The 15,428-nt window shown below is 48.6% G+C and carries 15 protein-coding genes and 1 pseudogene; all 16 read left to right on the forward strand.

Annotation, left to right across the window (positions count from 1 at the left end; all coding sequences use genetic code 11):
• Positions 1-14: 14 nt before the first annotated feature.
• The 16 genes and pseudogenes from Ga0451573_RS10705 (at position 15) to Ga0451573_RS10770 (ending at position 15,411) form a co-directional block, all read left to right on the forward strand.
• The gene (locus Ga0451573_RS10705) at positions 15-281 is read left to right on the forward strand and encodes a PqqD family protein (protein ID WP_231684054.1); all 267 of its coding nucleotides are present in this window, start codon (positions 15-17) and stop codon (positions 279-281) included.
• Positions 278-1,429 carry a radical SAM protein gene (locus Ga0451573_RS10710; RefSeq protein ID WP_231684055.1) on the forward strand — a complete coding sequence of 384 codons (1,152 nt, stop codon included), beginning with the start codon at positions 278-280 and terminating at the stop codon, positions 1,427-1,429. The genes Ga0451573_RS10705 and Ga0451573_RS10710 overlap by 4 nt, the downstream gene beginning before the upstream one ends.
• Before the next feature lie 106 nt (positions 1,430-1,535).
• Positions 1,536-1,709, forward strand: coding sequence for a hypothetical protein (locus Ga0451573_RS10715; RefSeq protein WP_231684056.1), 174 nt, complete (start codon positions 1,536-1,538; stop codon positions 1,707-1,709).
• A 64-nt stretch (positions 1,710-1,773) separates the two neighbouring features.
• Complete coding sequence (locus Ga0451573_RS10720; protein ID WP_231684057.1) at positions 1,774-2,634, forward strand: hypothetical protein; 861 nt, start codon at positions 1,774-1,776, stop codon at positions 2,632-2,634.
• A gap of 77 nt (positions 2,635-2,711) precedes the next feature.
• The gene (locus Ga0451573_RS10725; protein WP_231684058.1) at positions 2,712-3,134 is read left to right on the forward strand and encodes a S26 family signal peptidase; all 423 of its coding nucleotides are present in this window, start codon (positions 2,712-2,714) and stop codon (positions 3,132-3,134) included.
• On the forward strand, positions 3,131-4,819 hold the full coding sequence (locus tag Ga0451573_RS10730) for an ABC transporter ATP-binding protein (RefSeq protein ID WP_231684059.1): 1,689 nt from the start codon (positions 3,131-3,133) through the stop codon (positions 4,817-4,819). The genes Ga0451573_RS10725 and Ga0451573_RS10730 overlap by 4 nt, the downstream gene beginning before the upstream one ends.
• Positions 4,820-5,016: 197 nt before the next feature.
• Positions 5,017-5,289, forward strand: coding sequence for a PqqD family protein (locus Ga0451573_RS10735; protein WP_231684061.1), 273 nt, complete (start codon positions 5,017-5,019; stop codon positions 5,287-5,289).
• Positions 5,290-5,324: 35 nt separating this feature from the next.
• On the forward strand, positions 5,325-6,161 hold the full coding sequence (locus Ga0451573_RS10740) for a hypothetical protein (protein WP_231684063.1): 837 nt from the start codon (positions 5,325-5,327) through the stop codon (positions 6,159-6,161).
• 4 nt (positions 6,162-6,165) lie between these two features.
• Positions 6,166-6,294 carry a hypothetical protein gene (locus Ga0451573_RS19825; RefSeq protein ID WP_269438220.1) on the forward strand — a complete coding sequence of 43 codons (129 nt, stop codon included), beginning with the start codon at positions 6,166-6,168 and terminating at the stop codon, positions 6,292-6,294.
• Complete coding sequence (locus Ga0451573_RS10745) at positions 6,281-6,823, forward strand: S24/S26 family peptidase (protein ID WP_231684064.1); 543 nt, start codon at positions 6,281-6,283, stop codon at positions 6,821-6,823. Before Ga0451573_RS19825 ends, Ga0451573_RS10745 begins: the two co-directional genes overlap by 14 nt.
• A 330-nt stretch (positions 6,824-7,153) precedes the next feature.
• A complete protein-coding gene (locus Ga0451573_RS10750; protein ID WP_231684065.1) occupies positions 7,154-7,726 on the forward strand; it encodes a hypothetical protein in 573 nt (190 codons plus the stop codon).
• Positions 7,727-7,768: 42 nt separating this feature from the next.
• Positions 7,769-7,915: pseudogene (locus Ga0451573_RS20300) on the forward strand (SdrD B-like domain-containing protein); the annotation flags it as partial.
• A 51-nt stretch (positions 7,916-7,966) separates the two neighbouring features.
• Entirely contained in the window at positions 7,967-9,769 is a 1,803-nt protein-coding gene (locus Ga0451573_RS10755; protein WP_231684066.1) for an MSCRAMM family protein, read from the forward strand.
• Positions 9,770-9,913: 144 nt separating this feature from the next.
• On the forward strand, positions 9,914-11,650 hold the full coding sequence (gene polX / locus Ga0451573_RS10760; RefSeq protein ID WP_231684067.1) for a DNA polymerase/3'-5' exonuclease PolX: 1,737 nt from the start codon (positions 9,914-9,916) through the stop codon (positions 11,648-11,650).
• A 135-nt stretch (positions 11,651-11,785) separates the two neighbouring features.
• Complete coding sequence (locus Ga0451573_RS10765) at positions 11,786-12,739, forward strand: Nif3-like dinuclear metal center hexameric protein (RefSeq protein WP_231684068.1); 954 nt, start codon at positions 11,786-11,788, stop codon at positions 12,737-12,739.
• Positions 12,740-12,840: 101 nt separating this feature from the next.
• Entirely contained in the window at positions 12,841-15,411 is a 2,571-nt protein-coding gene (locus tag Ga0451573_RS10770) for a U32 family peptidase (RefSeq protein WP_231684069.1), read from the forward strand.
• Positions 15,412-15,428 lie beyond the last annotated feature (17 nt).

Here is a 15,428-nt window from a genome sequence, read left to right on the forward strand (position 1 = left end):
GGCAGGAGATTGAGATGAGAATAAAAGAAGGCTATCTTGTCAGAGAAATTGCCGATTGTCATATCGTTGTTCCCATTGGTGACAGGGTCATAGACTTCAAAGGAATTATGACCTTAAATGACACCGGTTATTTTATCTGGAAATGTCTCTCTGAGGATATTGCTTATGCTCAATTACTGTCAGCTATTCTTGATGCATATGAGATTGATGAGGCCACAGCCAGGGCCGATCTTGATGAATTTCTGGAGAATGCCAGGCAAAGCGGGGTTCTTGAGGAATGAGCGCTGAAATTAAGAAAAATAACAATGAGCTGGCGCAAAAGTGGGAAAAGTCGGAGATTACCCTGGCCGGATATGCGGCACAGAGGCATGTTCCCTTGGGCGGCACCTTTGAATTAACCCCGCGATGCAACCTGAGCTGCAAGATGTGTTACGTCAGGCTGGATAACCGGCAGATGGAGCAGATAGGCAGAGAGAGAACGGCAGCTGAATGGATTGCCCTGGCCAAAGAGGCCGTCAAGGCCGGGACGTTGAATTTGCTGGTTACCGGGGGGGAGCCCCTGCTGCGGGAGGATTTTGCCGAGATATATACCGCCCTGACGATGATGGGCTTTGTGATTACGTTAAATACCAATGCTACCCTGATAACCCCGGAGATACTCAAGCTATTTAAGAAATACCCGCCCACGGCAACAAATGTGACCTTATATGGGGCTGGCCCGCAGACGTATCAGTCAGTTTGCGGCAATCCGGAAGCCTTTGACGCCACTGTCAGAGGTCTGGAAATGCTCACAGAGGTTGCCACGGCGCTGGAAGTCCGCACTACCTTCATCCGTGACAATATGCATGAATTGGATGCCCTGCGTGCCATAGCCAACAGATACACCAAACGCTTTGGGATTAATGTAACGGTGAATAAGGCTGTGCGCGGAGCATGTTCTGATGTGGAAGGCTGCCGGCTGACACCGGCTCAGATGTTTGATCTTGATGAGGCTAATGCGGCATACTACCGGGCGCTTAACAGTGACACGGAAGCTGCACTTGAAAGGAATATGGAGACAGATAACTTTGTGCAGGTAAAGGAATACGGGTTTGACCTGCCACCCAAAATCATTACCTGCCTGGCGGCAAAATCCATGTACTGGATAACCTGGGATGGCAAAATGCTGCCCTGTGGTTCATTTGTCACTCCCTTTACCCTGCCATTTGAAGAGGGTTTCCGGCAGGCTTGGGACCGCCTGCCAACCCTGTTTGAAGACATATTACTTCCGGAGGAATGCCAAAAATGCGAATATGCCAATGGCAGATGTGCCAACTGTCCGGCCATTCTGCAAACGGAAACCGGGTCTTTTCACCGGATTTCTCCATATATTTGTGAGGTCGCCAAAGAGAGAGCAAAACGGTCTGAGAAATATTCAAGAATTTTGTGAAAATTAATGCTGGACAAGATTCATAAAATATGGTAGTTTTATTTTAAGTAGTATTTATTGCTATTTGGTATTATATGGTATTATTTTGGCAGTGAGGTGATAAATTATGAAAAAAGAATATTGCAAACCTGAGCTTGATGTGAAAGCCTATGCCCAATTCGAAAATGTTTTCACCAAATGTAATAAAGGTAATGACGGACCACAAAAATGTTCGTTTATTCCCGGTTGGCCACCCAATGATGAAGAGTGGGCAGCTTTTGGCGCTAATGCAGGTTCATAATTACAGCCAGGCACACAATTGTGTGCTTCTTTTCTTTTACCATAGATAGTTGGGGGAGGACCTCTTGACGAAATACTGTATTTCTGATTTGATTCTTGAAATAGCTGCCCCGGAGTGGACTCTGCATGACAACCTTAAGCTCTTTTCGTGCCGGCACGGCGATCCTGATGTCTGCTGCAGGGTTGAATTTAAAAAACGTCCGCAGAAACCGGCGGCAGGTGTTAAGATAATTGCTGACACTCCGGGAACCATGATATATGAAGACAAAGGACATATTCATAATTTAAGCGGTGATGACCATGATATCCCGTCATATACCGTGGCATCAGGGGACTGGTTTTCGTACACGATGTACATTGACCCTAAATTCAACAATCCTGATGATGATGAAATCGTGCACATAGTAAAAGATGGTATTTTTGCTTCGCTGCGTGGCGTCATGATTGGAAGACTGGCACAGAAAAATGGGGTTATCATTCATTCCAGCACAATTTTATGGCAAGACCGGGGAATTATGTTTCCCGCCCCATCCGGAACCGGCAAATCTACCCATGCTCACCTCTGGCAGCAGCTATATCACACTCCCATCCTGGATGGAGATGCCGCCGCCTGCCGGATTGCAGATGGAACCCCGGTTGTCTATGGCCTTCCCTGGTGCGGCACCTCAGGAGAATTCCTTAATCAAAGCGCCCCTCTGGGAGCAATTGTCTTTTTGCAGCAGGCTGAAGCCAACAGTATCATCAAACTGGGCTTGCAGGAAAGCATCCTCAGACTTGCCGCAAGATGTTTTCTATTGCCATGGAACGAGGGACTGATGCATCAATACCTGGATACGGTACAGGAAATTGCCGCCCGGACTGACTGTTACCTGCTTAATTGCCTGCCGGATGCTGCGGCGGTGGAGTTGGTGAAAAAGTGTCTCTAAATGAATTGAACCCTGGGTCTATTCCCGCAGTCCAATGGTCTGCAGCGATAATGCCGATTTTGGCTGAAGGTCATACTATGAAAATTCCCTTTGCAGGCTTAAGTATGTATCCTCTGCTGGCAGGGGGCAGAGATGAAGTGATTATTGCAGCGGTCTCGGGAAGACATCTGAAACGCGGTGATATTGTGCTGTACCAAAGAAAGGACGGCACACATGTCCTGCACCGGATTCATCATATAAACGACGCGGCGTATTATATGCTTGGGGATGCCCAGACCTGGATTGAAGGCCCTGTCCGGGAAGAAGAAGTCCTGGCAGTGGTTACGGAGATTATCAGAAAAGAAAAAAGTATCCTTTGCAGTAACTCTGGTTACCGGTTCATCTCGGAATTGTGGCTGCTGCTGCGTCCCATAAGACCACAGCTAATAAGAATTTTCGCTTACCTGCCGTTTCTGAGGAAGCTTCCGGAATTTTTATTCAGGCGCTGGGGGAATACATGAGGGGAATACTAAGAAAAACAAGAAAATTAATATCTTGGATTAAGCCGGACCTATTGCCATACCTGCCGGCCCTGGCAGCTATTTTGTTAATTCAGGTTCTGGGGTCACTGATGAATGTGGCTACAGCCTTTGCCTCCAAAAGCATGATCGATTACGCGGTGGCCAATGAACTGCGCTTAACCGCTATTGCCGCCGGAGTTTTTGTGCTGCTGATTATCAGCAATCTTTTGCTGCAGGTAGGTGCATCACTGCTTTCGGTGCGGGTCTCCGAGTCCTTTTCCAATTCTATCCGGCAGCGCGTTTTCCGGCAGCTCCTGGGCACAGAATGGCAGTCTCTGACTGCTTATCACAGTGGTGACCTGTTAACCCGGATGACCAGTGATGTCAGCGCTGTTACCAATACCATCGTCAATGTGATTCCGGGCATGTTTGCCTTAACTGCCCAATTAGCGGCCTCCTTTACCGCCTTGTTATTTTTTGAGCCATATCTGGCTATTTTCGCTTTTGTTCTGGGGCCCTGCTCCGTAATCTTCAGCCGGATCTGGGGCCGCACTCTAAAAAAGCTGCAGCTCAAGGTGCAGGAATCAGAGAGCGCTTATCGTTCCCACCTGCAGGAAGCCCTGCAGAATTTTATTGTGATTAAGTCTTTCCGGCTGGAGAAGCATAATGAGGATACTTTACAAAGCCTGCATGAAAACAGGATGAAATGGGTTATTCAAAAGAACCGGAAAACACTGGCAGCCAACAATGTACTCGCTGTAGGCTACTGGTCGGGATATTTACTGGCCTTTGGCTGGGGCGCTTACCGGATCTCCCAGAAGGCCATCAGCTTTGGTACCATGACTGCCTTTCTGCAGCTGGTGCAGCAGGTCCAGGGCCCTTTTGTCGGGCTGGCCAGAACGATTTCCCATCTGATTAATATGATTGCATCAATGGAGCGTTTGATAGAACTGGAGAAGATGGAAAGGGAAAAAATTACTGAGCGTGTTCCGGCAATCCGGGATGTCGGCATTGTCTTTGAGGATGTCAGCTTTGATTATTCGCCCGAAAGACCCGTATTGTCCAATGTCACCGCACAAATACTGCCAGGTCAGCTGGTGGCTTTGGTAGGGTCTTCCGGAGAAGGCAAAACGACTCTGATCCGGATACTGCTGGCCCTGCTTCGCCCGACTTCTGGTCAGGTATACTTCACAGACGGGAGAGGGACCAGGTATGAGGTATCGGCCGCAACCCGGGACTGGCTTACCTATGTACCCCAGGAAAACACCTTATTCAGCGGCACGATTGCGGATAATCTGCGCAGCGGCAAAACGGATGCATCAATGGCAGAGATGGAAAAGGCTTTACAGATGGCTGCCGCAGAGGACTTTATTACCAGGATGCCTGAAGGCCTGGATACGGTCATCGGAGAGCGCGGCCTGAGGCTTTCTGAGGGCCAGGCCCAAAGGATTGCCATTGCCCGGGCTTTTTTACGGGAAGCGCCGGTGATGATATTTGATGAAGCAACTTCGGCCCTGGATGTGGAAACAGAAAAGCATGTCCTGCAGGCGATGAAAGATATGGGTGATTCGCGCACCTGTTTGGTTATTACCCACAGGCTGACAGCCCTGAAAATATGTTCCCGGGCGCTTAGAATAGAAGAGGGCAGATTGGTGGAAGAAGCTTCAGTAATATGTCCTGTATAATGCCCTACGGAATTGTTTAAATATTTTGAAAAAAGTATTGACCAGGAAATAACTTGTGTGGTAAAATTGAGCATAAATAAAAAATGAACATTTAGTTTCGGATTCAGGGACGAACCGTATATTCCAAAAAGGGATTATCGGCTGACGTCCTTTTCTTTATCTTAAAGAGTTCTTTGTCTTATAGAGGAGGTGGCTTAATGACTGAAGCAGCTGATTTTTGCCGGAACAGCGCCATGATTACCAGAGTAATCGATGGGGAGGCCGTTATCATGGACCCCCAACAGGGTAAGGTGCTGGCATTAAATGAAGTGGGCTCTTTTATCTGGGAACTGCTTGATGGCGCCCGCAGCAAAGAAGACATACTTGCTGAGATATGCCGCGAATTTAATGTGGGCCGTGAAGTGGCCGCCGCGGATTTGGAGGAATTTATCGCAGTATTAAAGTCCAAAAGCTTGGTAGTTACTGCTTAATTTACGGACAACCTACTAAGAACTGGGGGGTTAAGTTGAAGGAAATATTGCTTAATTTTGCTGAGATGCCTTTTGTTATCAAAACCCATGATGATGAAATTGCCGCTTGGTTAGCGGAACACTTCTCAGGTGAAGAGGCCGAAAATGCTTCCGGGACTGAGATTGAAATTGATCCTGATTCGACACTGACCGTAGTTGACAGCTATCAATATCTGGGCCAACCGCCGGAAGTAGGTATAAATGGTAATCTCCTGGAATTCCGGCATCCATGCTATAAAGGCGTCTTGTCCCTTACTGAGAGGAAGGGGAAGGTATGGTTTAGCGGTCGGGAATTTCTGATAAGTTACCTCCGAACTGTGGTCACCGTCACAATTGTGAACTGCGGCGGGCTGGCTCTGCACTCTTCATGTATCCTGAGAAACGGCAAGACCTATATTTTTACCGGATATTCCGGGGCCGGCAAATCAACAGTGATCAAACTGACTGCGGATCCCATAATCTATTCTGATGAACTGACTCTGCTGAAAAAGGACGAAAATGGTATTTTTTCCGTACATCACTCCCCTTTCCGCAGCGAGTTTCACACTGAGTACCTGCCTCCAACTTCAGATATAGCCGGAATATTCTTTATCACACAGGATTCTCAGGTGTTCTTGGAAAAAATGCCGGTCAAACAGGCCTTATTCGAAATTTTGCCCATGGTTTTCTTCCCTGTTAATAAGACCCGAATTTTTGAAAGTAAGATATTTGGCCATTGTGCCGATTTGTTAAATCAGGTTCCCGTTTTCAACCTTCATTTCAGGAAGGATGATACCTTTTGGGAATGTATAGAACAGATTGGGGGCGGAGAAGTCCTAAAGAGGGAGGTGTAAAAAAATGAAACAATATGTTAAGCCGATGATAATAACGGAGGAAGAAATTCAGTTTGAGACTCTGGTGAGCTGCCCGCTATACAAGCATGAGGGTACTGTCGGAGGCACAGGAGGCTTTAGTGGAGGAGACTAAACACATAGGCTGCCTGAATTCTCAGGTGAATAAGGAGCTGCCATTGGACTATCCGCTGATTTTCTGTGAAGATGTAATTAAATCAGGTAAAAACGCCTTCATGACTGCCTCAGGTGTCAGCATGTGGCCTGCGATTATCGCCGGGATGAAGGCCGAAATAGCGCCTCTTGATACAGAACTTCCCCCAAAGGGAGCCTTGCTTCTGGTAAAAGGGGGTAATGGACTAATGGTACACCGGTATTGGGGGGTTCAATATGAAAAAAGTGTTCCCCTGATATTGACAAAAGGGGACACCAATATCTGTTTTGACCCTCCGGTTCCCCGTGATTTAGTACTGGGTCAGGTAGTGATGCTGAAACATGATTCATATGGTATCCGGAACCCGAACCGGGGATTTTGGCTGATGTTTGGCCGCCTGCTGTGTTCATCTCTATCTGTGGCAAGGGTTTGGGCCAAACTATGCCGCGTGGTTCTAAGGGTCGTCAGACGTATCGAAAACAGGCGAACAATGTCGAAACGTGCCGAATGAAACTTATTGTATTAGTTTGTAAACAAATATAGAATATAAATATATGGAAAATTTATTATGGACTTATTCTATTTTATTATTTGCGGAAAAGATGCAGCTATTGTGCAGCTTTTTAATTTTATTAGCAATTATTTTTGTGAAAATTCCTTAACTTTTAGCTGATGAAGGGAGGTACGGAAAATGAAAGAGTATTCCAAACCCGAGATAACCCACGAAGAGGAAATTGAGTTTGAGACTCGGATAAGTGGCATGTTCTGCCCCTAATGCATCGTAGAAAGATTTAGCGCTTGTATAATAAGGTAATCCTTTTGTGAAGGGAGGTGAAAATTTGTGAATAAAAAAGACAATAGAATACGGGGTATCAGGCCTATTATGTGGCTGTTATTGGTAATAACGATGCTTATCATGTTACCCAGTGCTGCCTTAGCCGATGTGGGAATGGTTGTGGACATTGCAGGGGCCAAAGATGGACACAATTACTGGGAGCCAATGGACATAAGTATATCCAGCGATGATGTAGAAATTGATCAGGGCGAAGCTAAAGATATTTCATGTGAGGTAACTGCACTACATAAAGTAAATGTAACCGGGCAAATCGAGTTAACAGATGTTGTTGATTCGGTATATGTCGATTCCCTTGAGCTTTACCTGGAGTATACGGAAGATGCTAAAAACTGGGATGTTTACAGCGATACAACCATCAATATGGGTGGGTTCCATTATACCGGGCCATTTGATTTTGATGCTATGATTGATGCGAATGCCTGGGACATGGAACAGATGTACATGTCAGGAACTGACTTCAGGTGGAGATTTGTAATAATTGCTGAAGGAGAAGATGGCACTCCGGTTGACATAACTCCTTTCGAATATGCCATTACAAAGGGATTTGACGGCTACTGATTTGCTGAACTGGAAGTAAGTTTTACTTCCTCTGATGATATCATCAGTGGCTATAAATTCCATGACAGTGACGGCAATGGCATATGGGATGAAGATGAAGATGGTATAAAGGACTGGAAAATCCAGATTGTTGCTGAAGATGACACAGTAGTTGGTCATACATATACAGATAAAGAAGGTTATTATCAATTCAAACTCAGTGACTATAAATATTTCAGTGGTTACAGCGGTAAAATCAAGGTGGTAGAAGATGAAGAACTCCTGAATGACCCAAATGATTGGGAGCAAACCTTCCCCGCCTCACCGGGATACTACGAAGTAGATGTTGATGGTCTGACATTTGAATGGTCAGTTGACGGTACAGTATACAGTATAGCTGATACATACACCTATACCAAGCGTTTGATTTGTGGAGGTTCAGCAACTGTAAATGCCAAAGTGTATGGAGTACGTCCTGGTGAATACTCCCTTAATGCTGATGCAAGTCTGCGCCTGATGCTAAAAAATGGGACTTTCATTGAGGATGGTGACGACTTCTATGAAGATACCCCTGACCCCGTTGACACAGAAGCTACTATAACCGTACTCAGTGAAAACGGTGAACCGGTCAGCTACGACTTCGGTAACCGCCCTGAAGGCGACTACCCTGAAGGCAAGATCAGCGGGCACAAGTTCAAGGATAACAACCGGAACAGCCTCTGGGATACCGGGGAACCCGCATTGTCAAACTGGACCATCAAATTGTACTCTGGTGAGGAACAAATTGACGAAACTACAACAAACGCCAGTGGGTATTATGAATTCACCAACCTGGAGTTTGGAGATTACCGGGTCGAAGAAGTACAGCAGACCGGTTGGACTCAAACAGCTCCCGATACCGAAGAAAACCCAGGATACTTCGATGTAACTCTTGATGAAGCATACAGATTAGTAGGAGACCTGGACTTCGGCAACTATCGCCCCAGTGGCGGTGGTGATGATTATGGCAGCATCAGTGGACATAAATACAATGACCTCAATGGTAATGGTGAGTGGGATAAAGACGGAGATAAGCCTGAACCTGCTTTAAGCGGCTGGACCATCAATCTCAGCAATGGGGATACTGATATCACTGATGAGGATGGTTACTACAGCTTCACCAGACTTCCTTACGGGACTTATACAGTTTCAGAAGTGCAGCAGGAAGGCTGGACCCAGACTGCTCCCGAATCTTTCGATTTTACAGTTGTGATTAACAGGAGCAACGAAGACCATAAAGACCTCGATTTCGGCAACGAAGAAGATTCCGAAATAATCATTCCGCCAACAGCAGGACCTGAGCCGACTCCGATTGTACCATTGGTAGTAGAGGTAACCCCGAAGCGCGTTCCCGCCGGTGACCCCACAATTACGGTAACCCCGGGAGCCGACACGGTACAGGTTTATGCCTTGCTGCCTGATGGCCGCAGGCTGGAGCTGAAGCAGGATAAAAACGGTGACTGGAAAGTATCGTTTTATGTGGCTTTTGAAACTGCTGACGGGCCGTATCCCATCGAGGTATACGCCGTTGATAAGTTCGGAGCTGCCAGGCAGAGTATTTACACTATCACCATTGACAACAGCCTGCCGGTGATGAAGATGCAAAAGGCTGCCCAGGCTGACGGCAGTTATGTGCTGGAAATCAAACCTCTGTTTAATGCAGTAGCAATTGATTACAGTGTGGGTGATAAGACCCTGAAGCTGAGCCGGACCCAAAAGGGCTGGTGGTCGGCAGTTGTACCTGCAGGTGATGGTATCATCAAGGTTATTGATGAGTCAGGTTATGTGGTTAATCAGTCCCTTTCACTGCCTGTAATCCCGATAGCATTACAAAGTAAGGTGGCAGGTTCTGACGCTTGGGAAACAATTGCAGCAGTTAAGAGCGCTGTAGTTAACCCGGAAAGCGCCGGAACGGAAGCCGGGACTATCAATTACAGCCTGTATCTGTGGGCTGCCGCAGTGGTTGCATTGATACTCGCAGCCGCAGCAGCTGTACAGGGTATATTAAGGTCCAAGGTGAAGTAAAGAAATATCCAGACTAAAAGTTAATTGTCCTCTACATTTGCTAAAAAGCAGGGTAGAGGACTTATTTTTGGGGAAAATATAACTGTGGGCTTTCGAAATTGCCGGAGCTGGAATATGTATATGGACACATAAGGGAGAGGGCTTATGAGGCGTATTGAGAACATAGAGGTTGCCTGGATAATGAGTGAAATAGCCGACCTCCTGGAACTTCAGGGGGAAAGCATTTTTAAAATAAGGGCTTACCAAAAGGCGGCTAAGGCCATTGCCACACTGGCCGCTGACCTGTCGGAGATGTCCTTACAGGGAAAGCTGGAAACTGTTCCCGGCATTGGGAAGGCCATTTCAGGGAAAATCGGGGAATTATTTAAAACCGGAAAAATAGAGTACTATGAAAATTTAAAAGCAGAAGTGCCGCCAGGGCTCCTGGAGGTGGTTACCGTTCCCGGCATCGGAGCCAGAATGGCCCAGCAGCTATACCGAAAGCTGGGTGTATCATCACTGGATGAGCTGGAGGCAGCAGCCCGGGGGAAGAAAATCAGGGGGCTTCCGGGCATGGGGAATAAGACTGAGATGAACATTCTCAGGGGCATTGAGATGTTGAGGAGCGGTATCGGGCAGGTTACGCTGGGAATTGCCGATGCCATGGCAGAGGCGCTGACCGGTTTCCTGAAGTCACTTCCCGGTGTCGCCGAGGCCGGGGCCGCCGGCAGCGTTCGCCGCATGAAGGATGCCATTGGGGATATTGATCTGGTTGTGGGCTCATATGAAGCGGAAAGAGTGATCGACATATTTGTCAAACACCCCCAGGTTAAAAAAGTGCTGGCAAAAGGGGATACCAAGGCCCGGGTGGTGACCCTGGCCGGAATCGGCATTGACCTTTTGGTTGTTGAGCCGGAACAGTATTGGACGGCCATGCACCATTTTACCGGTTCTAAGGAGCATAATGTCCGGCTCCGGGAGATTGCCCACAAAAAAGGCCTGAAAATAAATGAGTACGGCATCTTCGGCAGAGATGACGATATCCAACTGCCTGCTGCCGGTGAGGCTGATATTTATGCCCATCTGGGTATGGCCTACATCCCTCCCGAACTCAGGGAGGACCTGGGTGAGGTCGAGGCGGCCCTTAATGGGACGCTGCCTGATCTGGTGGAAACAGGGGATATCAAAGGGGATCTGCACCTTCACTCTGACTGGAGTGATGGGGTCAATTCAATAGAAGAGATAGTCGGCCGGGCAGCCGAAATGGGTTATGAATATATTGCCATTACCGACCATTCCCGGTCTCTGGGGATAGCCAGGGGGCTGTCTGTTGAGCGCCTGGGGGAACAGGAAAGGTATCTCAGGGCCCTCAATGAAAAGACAGCAGGAATCGAAATACTGAGTGGAATAGAGGCTGACATCCTGTCCAATGGAGACCTGGATTATCCTGATGAAATTCTCGCCGCCAGAGATATTGTGGTGGCCTCGGTGCACTCAGGCTTCAGGCAGGACAGGGAGAAGATTACCGGAAGGGTCATTTCAGCCATGAAAAACAGCCATGTTGACATTGTGGCCCATCCGACGGGACGCCTGATTGGCAGAAGGGAGCCTTACGCCATCGATATGGAGGAGGTCTTTGCAGCTGCTGTAAAGTATGGAACTGCTTTGGAGATTAACGCATCCCCCGACAGGCTGGATCTCAGTGACAGGTATGTCCGCAGGGCTGCAGAGCTGGGAATCAGAATAAGTATCAACACAGATGCCCATGATATTAACCGGATGGATGAAATGAAGTACGGTGTGGCCACCGCCCGCCGCGGCTGGCTGGAAAAGAAGGATGTCCTGAATACCATGGGTAAAGAAGAGCTGCTGGATTACCTAAGTAGAGACAGTTCGGGATAAGCCGCCAAAAAAAACTAATAAATATTAGAATTTTAAAAGGAATTTTCTGTTTGGAATCGAATAAAACTTAATGTTTGCGTAATAAGCAAAAAATGTATCTGGTGGTATTGAATGGGAGAATTGAGGAGGAGTTCCATGAAACTGAAAGAGCTGTACGAGATGGCGGTAAACAAGGGTCTGGAAAACGATCCCAGAGGCAGGGAGGAGACAGACCGCGTCCTGGAACGAGCCAGGAAGAAATTTGAGGATTTAAAAGAGGATGAAAAACAGGAGTTTGACCGCGAAAAACTGAATAATCCATATAGTGATACCCGTATTCTTTGTGGAGACCCGGAAAAGGAAATAAAGACCATCCTGGCCGGCATAGACATAGAGGTCGGAGAGATCCTGATTGCTGACCGGCTGCGGGAAAAAGGCAGGCAGATTGACCTGGTGCTGGCCCACCACCCTGAAGGGAAGGCTCTTGTGGGGTTATACGAGGTTATGCATATGCAGTCAGAAATTTTGGAGACTTTCGGTGTTCCCATAAATGTCGCCCAGGGAATCATGGCTCCCAGGATCAGCGAGGTCAGAAGAGGACTGCTGCCCCTGAATCACAACAAGGCTGTGGATGCGGCCGGGATGTTTGAGCTGCCTCTGATGTGTGTACACACCCCGGCTGACAATATGGTGACAGGCTTCCTGCAGCAGACAATTGAGGACAAAAACCCGGAGACTGTCGGTGACCTTATTGCCATCTTAAAAAAGGTTCCCGAATATGCCGAGGCAGTCAAAATAGGGGCCGGTCCGGTTGCTGTCGTCGGGGACAAGGAGCGCAAGTGCGGTCGGGTGTTTGTTGATATGACCGGCGGTACCGGCGGCTCAGAGGATGCCTTTGCCAAGCTGTCACAGGCAGGAGTGGGCACGATTGTAGGCATGCATATCGGGGAAAAGCACCGTAAAGAAGCTGAAAAGAACCATATAAATGTTATTATTGCAGGACATATGGCCAGTGATTCCCTTGGCATGAACCTTATTATTGACGAATTTGCCAAAAATGGCATTGAGATAATCACATGTTCCGGTCTGACCAGGTTTGCCCGGATATAGTGAGTATCTCAGAGAGAAATACACGTTAAAACCAAGGCCAAATGGTTTCCTGAAAATCATTTGGCCTTTTACTAAGCTTAGGACGATAATGGAGGTCACAAATGAAAATACCCGAATTACTGGCCCCGGTCGGCGGCAAAGAAGCCTTCAGGGCCGCTGTGCAAAACGGCGCGGATGCGGTCTATCTTGGCGGGCAGTTGTTCAGCGCCAGACAGTTTGCAGATAATTTTGACCGGGCTGAAATGAATACCGCAATAGAATATGCACATATCAGGGGTGTTAAGGTTTATGTCACCGTTAACACCCTGGTTGCCGACTCCGAGTTTGGGAAATTGGTGGATTACCTGAAATTCCTGCATGAGGCCGGAGCTGATGCGATTATCGTCCAGGACCCCGGGATTGCCATGGTGGTTCGGGAACTCCTGCCGGGCCTGGCGCTTCATGCCAGCACCCAGATGACCATCAACAACAGTTCCGGAGCTGTCAGCCTGAAAAGCCTTGGCTTTGCCAGGGTGGTCCTGGCCAGGGAGGTGTCTCTCAGGGAAATCACCCAGATCAAGCAGAAAACCGGGATGGAGCTGGAGGTTTTTGTTCATGGGGCGCTTTGTGTCTCCTATTCGGGCCAGTGCCTGATGAGCAGTATGATTGGCGGCAGGAGCGGAAACAGAGGCCGGTGTGCCCAACCGTGCCGCATGGAATACACCTTTGTTGATGAAAAAAAAGGTGTCCTGGCTGACCCGGCAAAAACCGGAAGTCACCTGCTCAGCCCCAGGGACCTGAACATGATTAAATATATCCCGGAACTGGCCCAGGCCGGTGTAGATTCCCTTAAAATTGAAGGCCGCATGAAACGCCCGGAATATGTGGCTGCAGTGACCAGGGTTTACCGGGAGGCTCTGGACAGGTATCGGTCTTCACCTGAAGATTACAGTGTGCCGGAAAAAGACCTCAAAGACCTGACCCAGATTTTTAACCGTGGGTTTACGACCGGATACTTTTTCGGCAAACAGGGCCGTGATATGATGAGCTATAAGAGGCCCAACAACCGCGGGCTCCGCCTGGGCCGGGTAACCAGGACCGACTGGGCGGCCAAAATGGCTGAGCTTGCTCTGGAGGACAGCCTGCACCAGGGTGACGGCATTGAGTTTTGGGTCACTGACGGGGGGCGCGCCGGGGTTGTGGTCAACAGGATTTTGGCGGCCGGCGAACAGGTTACCGGGGCCGGACCGGGGGAAAAGGTCTGGGTTCCATATACAGGCAAAGTGAAACCGGGTGACCGGGTTTTTAAGACACATGATGCGGAACTCATTTCACAGGCGGAACAGAGCTACAAATCGACTAAGGAGATCAAAAAAATACCTCTGGACTTCACTGTCAGGGCAGCGGTTGGCAGGCCGCTGGAAATAACGGCCGGTGATGCCATGGGAAATGTTTTTACTGCACAGGGGAGTTCTCCGGGGCAGGAAGCCCTGAATAAGCCCTTGACTCCCGATTACCTGCAAAAACAGATGGACAGGCTGGGCAATACTCCTTTTGAGATAGGTAATCTGCACACCGAAATTCAGGGGAATGTGATGGTACCGGCCAGTGAAATAAACGAAACCCGCCGGATTGCGGTAGAGGGTCTGGCGGAGCTGAGGGCCCGGAAGATGAAACCAGAGGTTGCTGTGTCCCCCGATTTTGCTGAAAAGGCTCGCCGGATCAAGGAACGCAGTGATAATCAGGACGCTCTCCGGGAACAGCGGGCAGTCGGTGAACCAGAGCTGATCGTTCATACCGCCAGGTATGAAATTCTGAAAATTGCAGTGGAAAACGGGGTGGACAGTATCTATTTCCGGGGGTCTGATATCAGAAAGAAAAACGCCGCCCTCAGGGAACTGGAAGCAGCGCTTTCACTGTGTACCCAAAACAATATCAGGCTGGTGATAGCTTCACCCCGGATTGTCAGGGAGGAAGAACTTGAATATATCCGGACCCTGACAGGGTTTGCGATTTCCCATGACCTGCCCTTTCTGGCTGCCAACCTGGGGACTCTGTTCGAGGCTAAAAAAGAGGGCATCAAGGAGATATATGCTGATTACGGCTTAAACATATTTAATTCCCAGACCCTGAGCTTTCTTAAAGAAACTTATGGCATTACCAGGGCTGCGGTTTCGCCGGAACTGACCCTGAACCAGATTTCCCGGTTGGCAGGACCGCAGCTGGAAGCAATCGTGGAAGGACATCTGCCGTTAATGGTTACCGAGTACTGCCCCACCGGGAGCATTTTAGGCGGCCTGACGGGGGATGCGGCATGTGGAAACGTCTGCCGTTCGGGCGGCGCTGCCGGGGGCGCTGCCGGGGGCGTAAGAGGCCTTAAAGACCGGCTGGGACTGGTCTTCCCGGTGAGCCATGATGAATTCTGCCGGACTTATATCTATAATGCCAAGGAACTAAGTATGATTGAAGATATTCAGCCATTATATGAGGCAGGAATTACCGGGTTCAGGCTTGAAATGTCTAATGAGGCCCCGGATAGGGCGGCTGTGCTCATAAAAAACTGGCGTCGGGAGTTGGACAGGTTTATTGCCAATCCTGGGGCATATCAGGTCAGCGCCGGGATCAAAGATAAATTTGCCGGCATGAGCCCAGCGGGACTGACCAAGGGTCACTATTACAGGGGTGTGGAATAACTACACATAAGGAAGGT

The sequence above is a fragment of the Phosphitispora fastidiosa genome, from assembly GCF_019008365.1.
Lineage (GTDB): Bacteria > Bacillota > Thermincolia > Thermincolales > UBA2595 > Phosphitispora > Phosphitispora fastidiosa.